Source organism: Solirubrobacter pauli, assembly GCF_003633755.1.
Taxonomy (GTDB): domain Bacteria; phylum Actinomycetota; class Thermoleophilia; order Solirubrobacterales; family Solirubrobacteraceae; genus Solirubrobacter; species Solirubrobacter pauli.
In genome coordinates this window covers 921840-938421 of sequence record NZ_RBIL01000001.1, presented here as the reverse complement: position 1 = coordinate 938421, position 16582 = coordinate 921840, and the positions used below count along the sequence as shown (strand labels likewise).

14 protein-coding genes are annotated in these 16582 nt (G+C 72.7%); 6 read left to right on the top strand and 8 right to left on the bottom strand.

Features of this window, described 5'->3' with window-relative positions:
* The first annotated feature begins 7 nt into the window (after positions 1 to 7).
* Positions 8 to 1573, top strand: coding sequence for a glycoside hydrolase family 13 protein (locus C8N24_RS04270; protein ID WP_121248329.1), 1566 nt, complete (start codon positions 8 to 10; stop codon positions 1571 to 1573).
* Here the strand turns inward: C8N24_RS04270 and C8N24_RS04265 are convergent.
* The 3 genes from C8N24_RS04265 to C8N24_RS35310 are packed head-to-tail and all read right to left on the bottom strand — an operon-like array spanning position 1515 to position 6585.
* Positions 1515 to 2780 carry a uracil-xanthine permease family protein gene (locus tag C8N24_RS04265; protein ID WP_121248327.1) on the bottom strand — a complete coding sequence of 422 codons (1266 nt, stop codon included), beginning with the start codon at positions 2778 to 2780 and terminating at the stop codon, positions 1515 to 1517. The two genes, C8N24_RS04270 and C8N24_RS04265, sit on opposite strands and share 59 nt — an antisense overlap.
* Positions 2781 to 2811: 31 nt before the next feature.
* On the bottom strand, positions 2812 to 3627 hold the full coding sequence (locus C8N24_RS04260; protein WP_121248325.1) for a hypothetical protein: 816 nt from the start codon (positions 3625 to 3627) through the stop codon (positions 2812 to 2814).
* A 33-nt stretch (positions 3628 to 3660) separates the two neighbouring features.
* Positions 3661 to 6585 carry a helix-turn-helix transcriptional regulator gene (locus C8N24_RS35310; protein WP_170178836.1) on the bottom strand — a complete coding sequence of 975 codons (2925 nt, stop codon included), beginning with the start codon at positions 6583 to 6585 and terminating at the stop codon, positions 3661 to 3663.
* Between the two features lie 96 nt (positions 6586 to 6681).
* Between C8N24_RS35310 and C8N24_RS04250 the strand changes: the two genes are divergently transcribed.
* Entirely contained in the window at positions 6682 to 7350 is a 669-nt protein-coding gene (locus C8N24_RS04250) for a hypothetical protein (protein WP_121248321.1), read from the top strand.
* On the opposite strand, the gene C8N24_RS04245 is transcribed toward C8N24_RS04250, so the two are convergent.
* Positions 7347 to 8423 carry an acyltransferase family protein gene (locus C8N24_RS04245; protein ID WP_147447636.1) on the bottom strand — a complete coding sequence of 359 codons (1077 nt, stop codon included), beginning with the start codon at positions 8421 to 8423 and terminating at the stop codon, positions 7347 to 7349. The two genes, C8N24_RS04250 and C8N24_RS04245, sit on opposite strands and share 4 nt — an antisense overlap.
* Before the next feature lie 14 nt (positions 8424 to 8437).
* Between C8N24_RS04245 and C8N24_RS04240 the strand changes: the two genes are divergently transcribed.
* Positions 8438 to 10477: a RecQ family ATP-dependent DNA helicase gene (locus C8N24_RS04240; protein WP_121248317.1), complete on the top strand. Its 2040-nt coding sequence runs from the start codon at positions 8438 to 8440 to the stop codon at positions 10475 to 10477.
* Here C8N24_RS04240 and C8N24_RS04235 read toward each other — a convergent pair.
* Positions 10474 to 11838 (bottom strand): hypothetical protein, encoded by a 1365-nt coding sequence (locus tag C8N24_RS04235; RefSeq protein WP_121248315.1) that lies wholly within the window; start codon positions 11836 to 11838, stop codon positions 10474 to 10476. The two genes, C8N24_RS04240 and C8N24_RS04235, sit on opposite strands and share 4 nt — an antisense overlap.
* A 61-nt stretch (positions 11839 to 11899) precedes the next feature.
* Between C8N24_RS04235 and C8N24_RS04230 the strand changes: the two genes are divergently transcribed.
* A complete protein-coding gene (locus tag C8N24_RS04230) occupies positions 11900 to 12808 on the top strand; it encodes a PfkB family carbohydrate kinase (protein WP_121248313.1) in 909 nt (302 codons plus the stop codon).
* Here C8N24_RS04230 and C8N24_RS04225 read toward each other — a convergent pair.
* Entirely contained in the window at positions 12785 to 14203 is a 1419-nt protein-coding gene (locus C8N24_RS04225) for an MFS transporter (RefSeq protein WP_121248311.1), read from the bottom strand. The genes C8N24_RS04230 and C8N24_RS04225 overlap by 24 nt on opposite strands.
* A gap of 106 nt (positions 14204 to 14309) precedes the next feature.
* On the opposite strand from C8N24_RS04225, the gene C8N24_RS04220 reads away from it, so the two are divergent.
* A complete protein-coding gene (locus C8N24_RS04220) occupies positions 14310 to 14744 on the top strand; it encodes a MarR family winged helix-turn-helix transcriptional regulator (protein ID WP_121248309.1) in 435 nt (144 codons plus the stop codon).
* On the opposite strand, the gene C8N24_RS33670 is transcribed toward C8N24_RS04220, so the two are convergent.
* Entirely contained in the window at positions 14741 to 14887 is a 147-nt protein-coding gene (locus C8N24_RS33670; protein ID WP_170178835.1) for a hypothetical protein, read from the bottom strand. The two genes, C8N24_RS04220 and C8N24_RS33670, sit on opposite strands and share 4 nt — an antisense overlap.
* A 190-nt stretch (positions 14888 to 15077) precedes the next feature.
* On the opposite strand from C8N24_RS33670, the gene C8N24_RS04215 reads away from it, so the two are divergent.
* Complete coding sequence (locus C8N24_RS04215) at positions 15078 to 16028, top strand: NAD(P)H-dependent flavin oxidoreductase (RefSeq protein ID WP_121252922.1); 951 nt, start codon at positions 15078 to 15080, stop codon at positions 16026 to 16028.
* A 7-nt stretch (positions 16029 to 16035) separates the two neighbouring features.
* Here C8N24_RS04215 and C8N24_RS04210 read toward each other — a convergent pair whose 3' ends face one another.
* Positions 16036 to 16566, bottom strand: coding sequence for a TetR/AcrR family transcriptional regulator (locus C8N24_RS04210; RefSeq protein WP_121248307.1), 531 nt, complete (start codon positions 16564 to 16566; stop codon positions 16036 to 16038).
* Positions 16567 to 16582: the final 16 nt, after the last annotated feature.

The window sequence follows — 16582 nt, the reverse complement described above, 5'->3', positions numbered from 1 at the left end:
CCGCCAGATGTCGTGGTTCCAGAGCGCGGTCGTCTACCAGATCTACCCGCGGTCCTTCGCGGATTCCGACGGCGACGGGATCGGTGATCTCGGCGGGGTGATCGGCCGGCTCGACTACCTCGCCGAGCTGGGCGTCGACGTCGTCTGGCTCTCGCCGTTCTATCCCTCGCCCCAGGACGACAACGGCTACGACATCAGCGACTACCAGGACGTCGATCCGGTCTTCGGGACGCTCGAGGTGTTCGACGAGCTGCTGGCGGGGCTGCACGCGCGCGGGATGAAGCTCGTCATCGACCTGGTCGTGAACCACACGTCGGACGAGCACCCGTGGTTCCGCGACCCGGCCAAGCGGGACTGGTACTGGTGGCGCAAGACGCCGCCGAACGACTGGCGCTCGTTCTTCAGCGGGCCCGCCTGGGAGCTCGACCCCGAGTCCGGCGAGTACTACCTGCACCTGTTCTCGCGCAAGCAGCCGGACCTCAACTGGGAGAACCCGGAGGTCCGCGAGGCGATCTACTCGATGATGCGCTGGTGGCTGGACCGCGGGGTCGACGGGTTCCGGATGGACGTCATCAACCTCATCTCCAAGGACCTCGCGACCGGCGTGTACTTCAACGGGCCGCGCATCCACGAGTTCCTGCACGAGATGCACGAGGCGGTGTTCGAGGGGCGCTCGGGGTTGCTCGCGGTAGGGGAGATGCCGAACGTGTCGGTCGAGGAGGCCCGCCTCTACACCGACCCGGCACGCCGCGAGGTCGACATGGTCTTCCAGTTCGAGCACGTGGCGCTGGACCAGGGCCCGGACTCCAAGTGGGACATCCGGGCGCTGGAGCTGCCCGCGCTCAAGCGGTCGTTCGGCCGCTGGCAGGCGGGCCTGGCCGACGTCGGGTGGAACTCCCTCTACTGGGACAACCACGACCAGCCGCGCGCGGTCTCGCGCTTCGGCGACGACGGCGAGCACCGCGTGGCCGCCGCGAAGATGCTCGCCACCGTCCTGCACCTGCACCGCGGGACGCCGTACGTCTACCAGGGCGAAGAGCTGGGCATGACCAACGCGCCCTTCAACACGATCGAGGACTTCCGCGACATCGAGTCGCTCAACCACTACGCCGAGGCGGTGGAGGGCGGCGCCTCACCCGACGACGTGCTGCTCGCGCTGCGCAAGATGGGCCGTGACAACGCGCGCACGCCGATGCAGTGGACCAGCGCCCGGCACGCCGGCTTCACCTCCGGCGAGCCGTGGATCCCCGTCAACCCGAACCACGCTGCGATCAACGCGGAGGCCGCGGTCGCCGACCCGGACTCCGTCTTCCACCACTACCGGCGGCTGATCGAGCTGCGCCACTCGCTGCCCGTGATCGCCCGCGGCGACTTCACCATGCGGCTCCCGGACGACGAGCGCGTCTACGCCTTCACGCGTTCCCTGGACGGCGAGGAGCTGCTCGTGCTCGGCAACTTCACGGGCGACCCGGTGGTCGTCGAGATCGAGGGCTGGACGGGCGCCGAGGAGGCGCTCATCGGGAGCCCAGGCCTGGCCCTGGGTCCATGGGAGGGGAAGGCCTTTCGGCGCTGAGGGCGCGCAGCACCTGGTAGGCGACGATCGCCGCGACCGTGCCGAGCGCGATGCCCGCGAACGTGTAGTCGCCCCAGTGCAGCGTGAAGTCGCCGGCGCCGACGATCAACGCCACACCGGCCGTGGTGAGGTTGACGGGGTCGCGGAAGTCGACCCGGTTGTCGATCCAGATGCGCGCGCCGAGGACGGCGATGAGGCCGAAGAGCACGGTGACGGCGCCGCCGAGGACGCCGACCGGAATGGCCGAGATGATCGCGCCGAACTTGGGCAGCAGCGCGAGGGCGATCGCGATGCAGCCGGCGATGATGTAGGCGAGCGTGGAGTACACGCGGGTGAGGCCCATCACGCCGATGTTCTCGGCGTAGGTGGTGGTGCCGACGCCGCCGAACAGGCCGGCGAGCGTGGTGGCGGCGCCGTCGGCGGCGATCGAGCGGCCGATCAGCGGGTCCAGGTCACGCTCGGTCATCGCCGCGACGGCCTTCACGTGGGCGGCGTTCTCGGCGATCAGGACGAGCACGACCGAGGGGACGACGAGCAGGATCGCGCTCAGGTCGAAGCTCGGGGACATGAAGTCGGGGAAGCCGACCCAGTCGGCGGCGTGGACCGCGGTCCAGTCGACCTTGCCGAGGATCGCGGCGAAGATGTAGCCCGCGGCCACGCCGAGGAACACCGACAGCTTCTGGGCGAGGCCGCGCAGGGCGACGGTGGCCAGCAGGATCGCGATCAGCGTGAAGAGCGCGATCCCCGCCTGTTGGGAGAACTGGTCCTTGGCGACGGGCGCGAGGTTGAGGCCGATCAGCGCCACGATCGCGCCGGTGACCACGGGTGGCAGCAGGAACTCGACGATCCGATAGCCGACGCGATCGATCAGGAGGCCGAGCAGCGCCAGCACGACGCCCGCGGCGACGATGCCGCCCAGCGCCTGCTCCGGGCCGCCCTCGGCGCTGGCGGCGATCACCGGGGCGATGAACGCGAAGCTCGAGCCCGTGTAGCTCGGCACGCGGTTGCCCGTGATCAGCACGAACAGCAGCGTGCCGATGCCCGAGAACAGCAGGGTCGTGCTGACCGGGAAGTCGATCAGCACGGGCACGATCGCCGTCGAGCCGAACATCGCCAGCACGTGCTGGGCTCCGAGCCCGAACATCGCCGGCATCGGCAGCCGCTCGTCCGGCGCGATGACCTGTCCCTCTCGGCGCAGCTTCCACATGCGCCGAGAGGCTATTCCCCGGTCCCGACGGCTACGTCGCGCGGGCGGTCCAGGTGTGCGCGCCGGTCCGGCAGGGCACCAGGGCGCGCCCGTTCCGGCGGGCACGCATCGTGGCCCGGAGCGTGCCCTTCACGCCGTCGGCGAGGAACTGCCCGCGGAACGTGACCCGGTAGCGCTCGCTGTAGCCGCGATAGCGGATCGTGTAGGTCTCGCTGCCGCCGAACGTGCCGTCGGGCTTGATCGCGCGCGTCGGCGTGACGTCGACCATCGGCACCTTGACGCGGCCACAGGTGAGGACGGCTCCCCACCGCGCGTACACCCGGCCGTTGCCGGCCACCCGCAACGCGACCGGCATCCGGAACGCCGCGGCGCTCTGGCTCGTGAAGCCCTGCGCCAGCGTTCCGGGAGCCGGCGCAGCGGGCGCGCCGGCGGGGGCGCTCTCGGTGCGCACGACGAACGGGTTGGTGTACCCCTTGCAGCCCGGGACCCGCACGCGCGCGTTGCCCGTGGCGTCCGCCGGCGTGGCCGTGCCGCGCAACGACACGCGGATCGTGCCGAGCCCGCGTGTCCGGGTGCGCCCCGTCACCGTGAACGACGACCCTTGCACGCGGCCGGTGAGGCGCATCACGAAGCTGAAGTTCGCGACCCGGCGGCAGCTGTAGGCGAAGGCGACCCGCGCGGCGGCGGTCCCATCGTCGCGCAGGGTCAGCGTGATGGACGGGCTGGCGACCGCCTTGCCCTTGTACAGGCCGGAGCCGCCGTACTGCGTGTCGGCGGACGCCGCCGGCGCGGCGGACAGCACGGCGAGAAGCGCGATGACCAGCGAAGCGGGGCGTCGTCGGAGCATGCCCGCCCGGTACCCCGCTGAGTGCTCAATGAATCAAGAGTCGCGCCCGACCGCGCTCGCGACCTCGGTGCGCCGTGAGACGCCGAGCTTGCTGAACACGCGCGTCATGTGGTTCTCGATCGTCTTCTCCGACAGGAACAGCTCGGCCGCGATCTCCTTGTTCGTGCGGCCGAGCGCGACCAGGTCGGCGATCTCGCGCTCGCGTCCGGACAGCGCGGCGAGCCCGTCCGTGCCGGCCGCCCGCCGCCGGCGCGCGCCGGTCTTCACGCCGAGCCGCCGGAGCTCGCGCGCGGCCTCGTCGCGCAGGCGGAGCGCGCCGCACGCCGCGAGGTCGGACTCGGCCCGCTGGAGCAGCGCCACGTCGCCCTCGATCTGCCCCGCCAGCAGTCGTGCACGGGACGCCTGGATGACCGCGCCGACGGAGTCCGCGAGCTCCGCGGCCGAACCTAAAGCCCCAGGGCCCTCATGTTCGAGTTGGGCGCGGGCGCACAGCACGGCGGCCTCGGCGTAGGGGAGGCCGAGGCCGTGCGCGGCCGCCTCGCCGCGCGTGACCCAGTCGGCCGCCGCGTCCGGGCGGCCCAGGGCGAGCTCGGCGCGGGCGAGGATCGCGTACAGCCAGGCGCGGCGGCCCGGCTCGACGCCGCGGAACTCCGGCGCGCCGCCCGCGCTCATCGCCGCCAGGCAGCCCTCGGGCTCGCCGGCCTCGAGCTGCGCGGCGGCGACGTGGACGCGGGTGGCGCGCGAGAGGACGCTCTCGTCGAGGCCGTCGAGCAGCGCCATCGCCTCGGCGCCGGCGGAGCGCGCACGGTCCAGCTCGCCGCGCAGCGCGCTCACCCAGGCGTCGGCGGTGAGGGCGAAGCACAGCATCTGCGGGTTGCCCCAGAGGCGGGCGCCCTCGACGGCGGCGTCGGCGTGCTCGGCCGCCTCGTCGAGGCGGCCGCGGACCTCGAGCGCGTGCGCGAGCCCGATCGTCATCGGGATCACGAACTGGCCCTGCCCGGACGCGCGCGAGACGCCGATGCCGCGGCGGAAGTGGCGGATCGCGTCGTCGTAGTGCTCGCAGAAGAACTCCGCGAAGCCCAGGTAGTAGGCGGTGTCCAGCCGGCCCGCGAGCGCGCCGTCGTCGAGCGCGTCCAACCGCGCCGCCGCGTCCGCGCGCAGCGCCTGCGCCGTCGCGATCTCGCCCAGCCCGAGCGCGCCGAAGCACTCGAGCGCGGTCGCCACGGCGGCGAATCCGGGCACGCCGACCTCCGAGGCGGTCGCCCGTGCCCGTCGCGCCCAGTCGACGACCCCGGCGAAGTCGCTGTCGTAGAGCGCGTCGGCGGCGAGCTCGACCTCGAGGTCGGCGGCCGCGAACGACCCCTCGCCGAGTGCGGCCAGCTCGCTCAGCAGCCGGGCGTGAGCGGCGGCGTGCCGCCCGAGCAGGTTCTCGCACATCGCGCAGCCCGCGACGAGTCGCGCACGCACGGGCGCAAGCTCCGGGCCGACCATGTCCAGGCCCGCGTCCAGCGACTCCAACGCGCGCTCGAGCTGCCCCGTCGCCGCCCGGGCCTGCGCGAGCCCGACCAGCAGCTCCAGCCGGCTGGACAGCGTCTCGGGCGTCTCGGGCAGCAGCCGCAACGCCGCGGCGAACCGCTCGGCGGCCGTGGCGGGAGCACGCGCGGCGGCATGGCGCCCGGCCTCGATCAGCACACCGACCGCCACCTCGTCACCCGGCCGCGCGCACCGCTCCAGATGATGTGCCCGCGCGGCGAGCGACCCGCCGCGCGCCTCGAGCGCGGCCGCCGCGCGCCCGTGCGCGCCGATCCGCCAGCCGCCGGCGGCCGACTCGTAGATCGCGTGCCGCACCAGGGGATGCCGGAACCGGAACCGCCGCGGCACGTCGGTCGCGACCAGCAGCGTGCCCGCCAGGAGCTCGTCGAGCGCAGCGAGGGCGACCGCGTCGCCGGACGGGGCCGCGTGGATCGGCTCGCCGAGGGAGGCGGCGCCGTGCGGGGGTGGCGCGCCGTGCGCGGGTGGCGCGCCGTGTGGGGGTGGCGCGGCCTGTTGGGGCTGGTCCAGCCCGGCCGCCGCGATCGCCAGGTCGAGGTCGACCGGGTCGCCGGCCACCGCGGCGCCCTGCGCCAGCGCGCGGCCCGCCTCGCTCAGCGCGGCGATCTCCTGGTCGAGCGCGCGTGCGACCGCCTGCGGCACGCCCGCCGCGCCCGGGCCGGCCGTGACCGTGCGGCCCGCGGCCACCTGGCGTGCGAGCTGCTGGAGGAAGAACGGATTGCCGCCGCCGGCCTCGTAGATCTCGCCGCGCACGACGGCGGGCACGTCGGCGCCGAGGAGCGTCTCGGCGTCGGCGAACGACAGCGTCGAGAGCGCGTGCTCGATCACGCGGCCGTCGCGCCCGGCGGTGGCCAGCGCGGTCGCGAGCAACGGCCGCACCGGCGCCGGCCTGAACGCCAGCGCGAGCAGCACGCGCCCGCGCGGTGCCCGCCGCAGCAGCGCGGCCACCAGCTCCAGCGACGCGTCGTCGGCCCATTGCAGGTCGTCCAGCAGCAGCACGACCGGCCGCTGCAGCGCGAGCCCTTCGAGCAGCGAGCGCACGGCGCGGTGCGTGCGGAAGCGCTCGTCCTGCAGACCCGCCGGTACCTGGCCGACCAGCGGCAGCACCGCCGCCAGCTCCGCCACCTGGTCGCCGAGCAGGCGCTCGAGCCGGTCGACGCCGAGGAATGCGGCGTGGTCGGACAGCGCGTCCTCCCAGACGCCGAACGGCAGCTCGCGTTCCCACTCGGAGGCACGACCCGACAGCACGAGCGCGTCGCCGGCGCGTGCGGTCAGCTCGTCCAGCAGCCGCGTCTTCCCGATCCCGCCCTCACCGGAGAACGCCAGCACACCCCCGCCGCGCTGCTCGAGCGCGAGGTCGATCGCGGCCAGCTCCGCCCGTCGTCCGAGAAGTCCGCCAGTAGCCAACGCGCCAACCCTAACCCGCACACGCATCCGGTCCAGGGGGCTAACACGAAGAAGCGACACACCTCCTCTCAACCCCCTCCGAAAGCGAGAGACGAGATGCATCCGAAGCGCCTGGCGGCCGTGGCCGCCACGATCGCCCTTGCCGTGACCGCGACCGCCTGCGGCGGCGAGGACGAGTCCACCGCGGCCACCTCCGGCCAGACCCAAAGCACCAGCACGCCCGCGCCCGTCGCGCAGATCCCCTCGCTGAGCGGCAAGGACACCGCCGTCACCCTCGACGCCGGGTTCGTCAGCGCCCTCGGTGACCTCAAGCTCACGCCGGCCCCGCTCGGCACCGCGAAGATCAGCGAGAGCGGCGTCGCCAGCTTCCCGATCACCGGCGGCAACGTGACGTACTACAAGCCCGGCACGGTCTCCCCGTACGTGCAGGGCATGATCGACCACGACGGCTCCGGCCTGTCGCTCACGGGCGGCGGGAAGACGGTCGAGCTGACCGACTTCGTGATCGACCCGGGCAAGTCTGTGCTCACCGGCAAGGTCACGGTGGACGGGAAGGTCGCCGCGGAGAGCGCGCCGCTGTTCTTCCTCGACGGCCGCACGCTCAACCCGCTCAAGACCAACGACGACGGCACCGCCGAGCTCGAGGGCACGACCGTCAAGCTCAAGCAGGAGGCGGCCGACCTCCTCAACCAGACGTTCGCCGTCGACGCGCTCACGGCGGGGCTGGTGATCGGCGTGGCCAAGATCACCGTGAACACGAACTAGCTCTCGGCGGCACGCGGCGAGCGGCGGGGCGACCGCGAGGGCACGACCTTGTCGCCCAGCCGCATCGCGGGCCGCTCGACGAAGTACCAGCTGAGCGCCGCGAGCGCGAACGTGATCGGGAAGATCCACAGCGCCGCCGGGACGAACCGCTCCGGCAGCCGCTCGTTGAGCCCGAGCCAGAACAGGACCGGCATGTGCCACAGGTACACGCCGAACGACACGGTGCCGGTCCAGACCATGAAGCGCGACGCGAGGATCCGGCTCTCGCGGTAGGCCATCGACCACAGGATCAGGCCGAAGCCGACCGCGGCGGGCAGGTCACCGACCGCGTGCCCGACGTCGCCGGTGCCGTTCGAGTGCCAGACCGAGTTGGCCAGCACGATCAACACCCCCGCCGTGCCGATGAAGCGCGGCGGGTGGCGCTGGGCGAGCACGGCCGCGCCGATCCCGCACGTGAGCACGCCGATGTACGACGGCAGCGTCCACGTCACCTCGGGCGGCCACGCCTCGAGCGTCCCGATCGTCGTCCACACGAGCCCGGCGGCGATCAGCACCGCGCACACCGACAGCAGCGGCCGCTTCGCCCGCAGCAGCGCGAACCCGATCAGCGGGAGCACGATGTAGAAGCTCACCTCCACGTGCAGCGACCACATCGGCGGGTCGAGCAGGTTGCGCGTCTCCTCGAACAGGTTCGGGATGAAGAAGATGAACTTCGGCAGGTCGTGGGCCGCGACCTCGCGGCCGTGGCCCGTGCCGGCCAGCAGCAGGAACGAGCCGGCCACCGCCAGCCAGTAGCCCGGCGCCACGCGCGCGAACCGGCGCGCCGCGTAGCGCCGCAGGTTGGGCGTGCGCCCGGCCGCCCACGGCAGCGCCAGCAGGAAGCCCGACAGCACGAAGAAGAACATCAGCGCGATCCGGAACTCGCCGACGACGCGGTCGAGCAGGTCGGTGCGCCCCGGCCGCGGCCAGTTCGCGTCGGTGTACATCCACACGTGCAGGCAGACGATGAGGATGCACGCGAGGCCGCGCATCCCGTCGAAGGACTCGTAGCGGGGGCGAGTTATCCGCGCCACGACCTACCGTCCTCATGGTGGAAGAGCTGCTGCACAGACTGGCCGGGCCGAACGCGACGTTCCGCGAGCACCAGCGGGAGGCGATCACGGACCTCGTCGAGGACCGGGCGCGCGTGCTCTGCGTGCAACGCACGGGCTGGGGCAAGTCGGCCGTGTACTTCCTCGCGACGACGCTGCTGCGCGAGAAGGGCGCAGGCCCGGCGCTGATCGTCTCCCCGCTGCTGGCGCTGATGCGCAACCAGATCGCGGCGGCGGAGAAGCTCGGCATCCGCGCGCTCACGATCAACTCGACGAACCGCGACGCCTGGGCGGAGGTCCGCGACCTGCTGGCCGAGGACGCCGTCGACCTGCTCCTGATCAGCCCGGAGCGGCTCAACAACCCGCAGTTCCGCGAGACGATGCTGCCGCTGTTCGCCGAGCGCGTCGGCCTGCTGGTGATCGACGAGGCGCACTGCATCAGCGACTGGGGGCACGACTTCCGGCCGGACTACCGCCGTATCCAGGACATGCTCGAGCAGCTCCCCGCGGGCGTCGCGGTGCTGTGCACGACGGCCACCGCGAACGATCGCGTCGTGGCCGACATCACGGAGCAGTTGGCGTTGGGGCATGCGGGAGCGTTGCGTACGTATCGGGGGCCGTTGTCGAGGGCGTCGCTGCGTCTCGAGGTCGTGGAGAAGCCCGCGCCGGCGGACCGACTGGCGTGGCTGGCGACCTTCTTGCCCTCGCTTCCCGGCTCGGGGATCGTGTACACGCTTACCAAACGAGACGCCGATCTGGTCGCGGACTTCCTGTCGGCCCACGGCGTGCCCGCGCAGTCGTACTCCGGCGAGGTCGACACGGAGACGCGGATCGCGACCGAGGAGCGCCTGCTGCGCAACGAGCTCAAGTGCGTGGTCGCGACGAGCGCGCTCGGCATGGGCTACGACAAGCCCGACCTCGGCTTCGTCGTCCACTACCAGGCGCCCGGCTCGGTCATCTCCTACTACCAGCAGGTCGGCCGCGCGGGCCGCGCGATCGACCGTGCCGACGTCGTCCTGCTGCGCGGCGCCGAGGACCGCCGGATCCAGGACTTCTTCATCGAGCAGGCGTTCCCGCGGCAGGAGCAGGTGGACCGCGTGCTCGAGGCGCTGGACGACGGCGGCGGCGCGACCACGAACGAGCTGATGGGGATCGTCAACCTCGGCAAGGGCCGGATCGAGGCGATGCTCAAGGTGCTCGACGTGGAGGGCGCGGTGGCGCGCAACGGCACGCGCTGGGTCCGTCAACCGGGTGCGACATGGACCTACGACGGTGACCGCTACGCGCACGTGACCGCGCTGCGGCGGCGCGAGCAGGAGGCGATGGCCGCGTTCGGCGCCGACGGCCGCTGCCTGATGCGCGCGCTGCAGGAGGAGCTCGACGACCCCGACCCGTCGGACTGCGGCGTCTGCGCGGTCTGCACCGGGCCCAGGTTCGCCGGCCCGCTCGACCCTGAGCTCGTCCGCGCCGCCGCCCTGCACCTCCGCTCCAAGCCGCTCGTCCTCGACGTCAAGAAGATGGCCCCGGACGCCGAGGGCAAGATGAAGAAGCTGGCCGAGGGCGTCCGGGCGGAGGAGGGCCGCGCGCTCGCCCGCCTCGGCGACGGCGGCTGGGACCCGCTCGTGCAGCAGGGCCGCGGCGCCGGCCGCTTCGACGATCAGCTCGTGGCCGCGGCCGCCGAGGCGGTGCGCGTGTGGTCGCCACCGATCGCGTACGTCACGGCCGTGCCGTCACTGCGCTCCGGCCCGCTCGTCCCGGACTTCGCGGCGCGGCTGGCGGCGGCGCTCGGCCTGCCGTTCGAGCCGCTGCTCGAGCGCGTCGCGGACAACCCGCCGCAGCGCGAGATGGCCAACTCGGCCCAGCAGGTGGCGAACGTGCGCGGGGCGTTCAAGGTCGTCGCCGCCCCGCCGCAGTCCGGCGCGCTGCTGGTGGACGACATCCGCTTCAGCGGCTGGACGCTGGCGATGATCGCGGGGCAGCTGCGGCGGCAGGGCGCCACCGCGGTCTTCCCGCTCGCCCTCAGCACCGCCTTCTAGCGAAGCGTGATCGTCTTGGTGGTGCTGCCGGCGCCCTGAGCGATCCGCAGCGTCGCCTTCTTGCCCTTCAGGCGCTTGAGCTGCTTGCGCCCCGTGGCGTTGAGCTTGAGCTTGATCGTCAGCGGACCGGCGGCCTTCGCCGTGCCTGCACCGGTCGCGACGACGATCGCCTTGCCCTTCTTGCCCAGCGCCTTCGCGGGCACGGTCGCGGTCAGCGTGACCTTGCCCGCGGCGGGCGCCGTGACCTTGACCGCGAGGCCCTTGGTCAAAGCGGCGCGCGTGACCTTGGTGGGCACCGTCGCGGTCGGGGCGGCCGGGGTGCTCGTGGGCGGAGCGGTCGGCGGTGGCGCCGTCCCGGTGCCCGTGCCCGGACCCGGCGGCGGCGCCGTCGGCGGAAGGAAGGCGGAGACGTTCGCCGGCCCGATCGACGCGCTCGTGCCGTTGGGGGCGATCACGACCGCGGGCGCGCTCAGCACGCACGGGTTGAAGTCGGTGCCGCCGGTCGGCGCGCCGGCGACCTTCAAGCCGTCGGCGTCGCTCCACGCGACGCGCGTGCCGTCCTGCGAGAGCGAGGCGTCGACGGCGATCCCGGTGGAGGGCACGAGGCAGTCGAACGCGGCCGTCGGGTTCTGGTCGACGCCGTTGGTGGAGAGGAGCTCGATCTTGCCGGTGGTCTGCGTCCCGTTGGTCCACTGCTCCAGCTCCAGCGCGCTCACCGCGCCGTTGGCGGCCACGTCGGTGCGGCGGACCTCCAGCCCGAAGGGGTTGCTGGAGTCCAGCCAGCCCGCGAAGTCGTCGCCGTACGTCGTCGCGGACGCCTTCTGGGCGTAGACGATCTCGCGGTCATGGGTGACCAGGCGACCGCCGAAGAACGTCGGGTCCTCCTGGCCGGCGATCCGCACCGGAGGGATCGCGGCGCTCGCCACGGCCCGCACGTAGGTACCGGTCTCCAGCACGGAGGGGCAGCAGTTGCTGTTGGAGAAGCCGTACGCCATCGCGCCGCCGTTGGCGGTCAGGTCGAGGCCGAGCGGATACACGGGCAGCGCGTAGCTGCCCGTGCGGGTGAGCGGGCCCTGGATGGTGGAGGTGCCGTCCGGCTCCCACACCTGGAACCAGGAGAGGGACGAGATCTTGCCCGGCTCGACGCGCGAAGCGACGATGCGCCCATTGTCGGCCTGCGCGACCGCGTTCCACTTCTCGAAGGCGCCGCTCGCGTTCGTCACCGGCCCGGACAGCTTCACGCGTTGGCTGCCGTCGAGCGAGGCCAGCCAGACCTCGCCGTCGGCGATGTAGGCGACCGACGCGGCGTGTGCCGTGGGCGCGAGCAGCAGGAGGAACAGCAGGGTCAGGGCGGTTCGCATCACCGCGGATTGAACCGCTTCAGCCGGGCGGTGCCCAAGTGCGTTGGTCTAGGGTTCGGCCATGACGATCGTCGTTGGGGGAGAGGCGCTGATCGACCTGGTCCCGCACGCGGACCAGTTGGCCGCGCACCCGGGCGGCGGGCCGTACAACACGGCGCGCACGCTGGCCCGGCTCGACCAGGACGTGCACTTCCTGGGCTGCCTGTCCGACGACGGGCTCGGCGCGACCTTGCGGGCCCGGCTGGAGGAGGACGGCGTCCGTCTGGACACGGTCGTGCCGACCACGAAGCCGACGACGCTCGCGCTGGCCGAGGTCGACGCGGGCGGGGCGGCGACCTACCGCTTCTACACGGAGGGCACGAGCGCGCCGTCGGTCACGCCCGACGCCGCGCTCGCGGCGTTGCCCCGCGACGTCGACCTGCTGCACGTCGGGACGCTCGGGCTCGTGATGGAGCCGATCGCGAGCGCCCTGCGGGCCGTGGTCGAGGCGGTCGCCGACCGTGCGCTGGTGATGGTCGACCCGAACTGCCGGCCGACGTTCATCGCCGACCGGGAGGCGTACCGCGAGCGGCTCGGCGAGACGCTGCGCCACGCGCACGTGGTCAAGGTCAGCGAGGACGACCTCGCGTACCTGGAGCCCGGGCTCGGCGTGGCCGAGGCGGCGCGGGCGCTCGGGGTGCCGGTCGCGCTCGTCACGCTCGGCGGCGACGGCGCGCTGATCGTGGACGCCGAGACCGAGGCGCACGTGGACGCGCCGGCGATCACGGTCGTGGACACGATCGGCGCCGGCGACGCGTTCGGCGGCGGCTTCCTCGCGTACTGGGCGAGGGCCGGCCTGGCGGTCGCCGACCTGGGCGACCCGGATGCCGTACGGGCGGCGACGGCGTTCGCGTGTGCCGTCGCCGCCCGGACGTGCGAGCGAGCGGGTGCGTCCCCGCCGAGGCTCTCAGACCTCGACGGCGACTTCTGAGCCGGGGACGGGCTCGCGCTCGCGGGGCGGCATGCGGAGCGCCACCAGGGCGATCACGATGCCGACGATGACGGCTCCGGCGGCGACCTCGAACGCGAGGGTGTAGCCGCCGGTCAGCGCCTGCAGGGCGCTGTCGCCGGACTGGGTGAGCTCGGCCGAGCGATCGGACGCGAGCGTGCCGAGGACCGCGATCCCCAGCGCGCCGGCGAGCTGCATCGAGACGTTGATGATGCCGCTGCCGAGGCCCGCGTCCTCCGGGCGGACGTCGCTCATGGCGATCGTCATCAGCGGCAGCATCGCCGTGCCCATGCCGAGCCCCATGAGGGCGAAGGCGAAGAACAGCGTCGGGAAGTACGCCGTGGTCGCGCCGACCGTGCTCAAGAGCGTGAGCGCGCCGACCACGATCAGTAGGCCGACGATCACCGTGCGCGCCGGGCCGAGCACGCCCATGACGCGTGCGGTCGTGCCGAGCGAGAGCAGGCCGACGATCAACGTCATCGGGAGGAACGCGAGGCCGGTGGCCCAGGCGCCGTAGCCGAGCACGTGCTCGACGTACAGCGAGCCCATGACCCACGTGCCGAACATGCCCGTGACGAGGAAGCCGCGGACGACGCTGGCGCCGATCAGCGAGCGCACGCGCAGGATCCGCAGCGGCAGGATCGGGTTCTGGATGCGGGACTGGAGGACCAGGAAGGCCACGCCGAGGATGGCGGCGGCGCCCAGCCAGCCGAGCGTGTGGGCGGAGCTCCAGCCGTGCTCGGCGGCGGTGATGATCGCGTAGACCGCGGTCATCGCCGAGGTGGTCATGAGGATCGAGCCGGCGATGTCGATGCCGCCGCGCAGGCCGAGGCCCGGGCGGTCCTCGATCAGCCGGGTGCCGAGCACGAGCACCGCGATGCCGATCGGCACGTTGACGGTGAAGATCCAGTGCCAGTCGACGGACTCGACGAGCGCGCCACCCAGCAGCAGGCCGAGCGACCCGCCGGAGGTGACGACGAACATGTACGCGCCCATCGCCTTCACGCGCTGATCCGGGCGCGGGAAGTCGGTCGCGATCAGGGCGAGGATGACCGAGGTGGCGATGGCGCCGCCGAAGCCCTGGGCGAACCGCGCGGCGATCAGCGTGAGCTGGGAGTCGGCGATGCCGCAGGCCAGCGAGGCCAGGGTGAAGATGGCCGTGCCCGCGAGGAACACGCGCTTGCGGCCGAGCAGGTCGCCGAGGCGGCCGGCGAGCAGCAGGAAGCTGCCGTACGAGATGAGGTACGCCCCGACCACCCACGTGAGGTCGGCCTGGGAGAACTGCAGGTCGCGCTGGATGACCGGGAGGGCGACGTTCACGATGGTCATGTCCACGACCATCATCAGCTGACCCAGACACACGACCACCAGCGCCATCCACGTGCGCCGGGAGGCGCTCTCTACTTGGGAAGGGATAGTCACTATAAAAGTGACTATATGGCGTCGCGGATGATCACGCAAGCGCTAATCTCTGATTCGACACATGTCTGCCTCTCCATCGCCCGGCTCGATCGTCCTGCTGATCAAGCTCACGCGCAGCGTCTACCGCCGCGCGAGCGAGGATGTGCTGGGCCTCAAGCTCAAGGCGTACATGGTCCTCACGAACCTGCGTGAGGGTGGGCTGCCGCAGCAGGACCTGTGCGCGTCGATGCAGATGGACGCGAACAACACCGTCCTGCTGCTCAACGACCTCGAGGGCAAGGGCTTCGTCGAGCGTCGGCGCGACCCGGCCGACCGCCGTCGTCACATCGTGGTGATCACGGAGGCCGGCCAAGAGGCGCTGCGGCACGCGGAGCGTGCGATGGAGTCGCTCGAGGAGGAGGTCTTCGGCTCGTTGACGGCCGAGGACCGGGCGGCGCTGCGCGACCTGCTCTCCCGCGCGGTGGCGGAAGAGCCGGCCGACCAGGCTGCGGCTTAGCCGCGGACCGACAGGCGCGGGCGCTCGCAGGCGCCCTCGTGGCAGACCTCGGGGAACGAGTTGGTCGTGCCCTGGTGGAAGTGCACGGTCGGTGCGGCGGCGTCGGCGAACGTCCGCTTGATGGCGGAGACCAGCTTGCTCATGGTGCGTCCTTGGGGAGGAGTGACGGGGAGATGGGGAGGAGTGCTCCCTACCTCATCGGCAGGTCGCACCGAGATAGTAACAAGCTTGTGACACCCTTGTGACAACTGGGATGCAAGCTAACAGCCACCAATAGTGCGGCTCCGCACGCTCGGGTATCCGACCATCGGGACGTCGTGATAAGACGTGCACGTGGTCATCGACGACCGTCCCGTCCCGATCATCGGCGCCCCCATGGCGGGTGGGCCGACCACCCCGGAGCTCGTCGCGGCCGTCTCGAACGCAGGCGGCCTCGGGTTCCTCTCGGCGGGCTACCTGAGCGCGTCGGTGCTGGGCGAGCGGATCGCCGCGACGCGCGCGCTGACCGACCAGCCGTTCGGCGTGAACCTGTTCGTGCCCGGGCCGCGCGCCGATCCGGGGACCTACGCCGACTATGTCGCCGGGCTGGGTGAGCCACGCTGGGAAGACGACGACTGGGACGCGAAGCTCGCGCTGCTCGCGGGAGAGGACATCGCCGCGGTCTCGTACACCTTCGGCTGCCCGGACCCGCTGCCGGATGTCCCGGGGGAGGCCTGGGTCACCGTCACGAGCCCGGACGAGGCGCGCGCGGCGATCGCGACGGGTGCCGACGTGCTCGTCGCGCAGGGCGGCGAGGCGGGCGGGCACCGCGGTACGTGGGTGGACGCGCCCGACACGGTGCCGATCGGCCTCCTGTCCCTGCTTCAGCTGCTGGGGGAGGTCGAGGTCCCGGTCGTGGCCGCAGGCGGCATCGGCACGCCCGAGGCGGTGCGCGCCGCGCGGGCGCTCGGCGCGGCGGCCGTGCAGGTCGGCACCGCGCTGCTGCTCGCGGACGAGGCAGGGACCGTCGCGGCGTACCGCGAGCGGCTCGTGACCGGGAGCGCGCCGACCGCGCTCACGCGCGCGTTCAGCGGGCGGCTCGCGCGCGGCGTCCGCAACCGGTTCATGGCCGAGCACCCCGACGCGCCGATCGCGTATCCCGAGATCCACCACGCCACCGCGCAGCTCCGAGCCGCCGCGCGGGCGGCCGGCGACGCGGACGGCTTCAACCTGTGGGCGGGGGAGGCGTATCCGCTGGCGCGGGAGCGGCCGGCGGCGGAGATCGTGCGGTGGCTCGCGGGATGACCGGCGGCTAGAACAACGCGACGAGCGCGCTGAGGCTCTTCCGCAGGGTCTCGTCGAGCGGGCCGGACTCGGGTCGGAACGCCCACCAGGTCACGGCGCCCTGCCAATGCGCCGCCAGCAGGGCGCCTCGTCCCTCGCCGCAGCGCGCGTCGAGCGCCGCGAGCAGCTCGCGCTCCCACGCCGCGCCGCGCGCCCGTAGCGCCGGGTCCCGCAGGTCCTCGCGCAGGATCAGCAGGTTGTCGGCGTAGCGGTCGATCTCGTCGTACTGGCCGGAGAGCGCGACGAGCAGCTCCACGGCGCCCTCCGGCGTACCGGGCGCCGACGCCGCGAGCTCTCGCGTGCGCGCCTCGAGCCCGTCCCAGGCCCGCAGCAGCGCGCGCCGCCGCAGCGCCTCCTTGGTGCCGAACCGCTGCACGAGCGTCGCGCCCGACAGGCCCGTCGCCGATGCGACCGCGGCGAACGTCAGCCGTCCCTCGCGCACCAGCGCGTAGGCCGCGTCCAGGAGCTCTTCGTCGGATCGCGTGCGAGGGCGAGGCATCGCTGGTAATAATAAC

Excerpts from the sequence above, each read along its gene's own strand:
- C8N24_RS04225 (WP_121248311.1), bottom strand. The coding sequence starts at position 14,203 with ATGGCGCTGGTGGTCGTGTGTCTGGGTCAGCTGATGATGGTCGTGGAC.
- C8N24_RS04220 (WP_121248309.1), top strand. The coding sequence starts at position 14,310 with ATGTCTGCCTCTCCATCGCCCGGCTCGATCGTCCTGCTGATCAAGCTC.
- C8N24_RS33670 (WP_170178835.1), bottom strand. The coding sequence starts at position 14,887 with ATGAGCAAGCTGGTCTCCGCCATCAAGCGGACGTTCGCCGACGCCGCC.
- C8N24_RS04260 (WP_121248325.1), bottom strand. The coding sequence starts at position 3,627 with ATGCTCCGACGACGCCCCGCTTCGCTGGTCATCGCGCTTCTCGCCGTG.
- C8N24_RS04235 (WP_121248315.1), bottom strand. The coding sequence starts at position 11,838 with ATGCGAACCGCCCTGACCCTGCTGTTCCTCCTGCTGCTCGCGCCCACG.
- C8N24_RS04270 (WP_121248329.1), top strand. The coding sequence starts at position 8 with ATGTCGTGGTTCCAGAGCGCGGTCGTCTACCAGATCTACCCGCGGTCC.
- C8N24_RS04240 (WP_121248317.1), top strand. The coding sequence starts at position 8,438 with ATGGTGGAAGAGCTGCTGCACAGACTGGCCGGGCCGAACGCGACGTTC.
- C8N24_RS04265 (WP_121248327.1), bottom strand. The coding sequence starts at position 2,780 with ATGTGGAAGCTGCGCCGAGAGGGACAGGTCATCGCGCCGGACGAGCGG.
- C8N24_RS04210 (WP_121248307.1), bottom strand. The coding sequence starts at position 16,566 with ATGCCTCGCCCTCGCACGCGATCCGACGAAGAGCTCCTGGACGCGGCC.
- C8N24_RS04250 (WP_121248321.1), top strand. The coding sequence starts at position 6,682 with ATGCATCCGAAGCGCCTGGCGGCCGTGGCCGCCACGATCGCCCTTGCC.
- C8N24_RS04230 (WP_121248313.1), top strand. The coding sequence starts at position 11,900 with ATGACGATCGTCGTTGGGGGAGAGGCGCTGATCGACCTGGTCCCGCAC.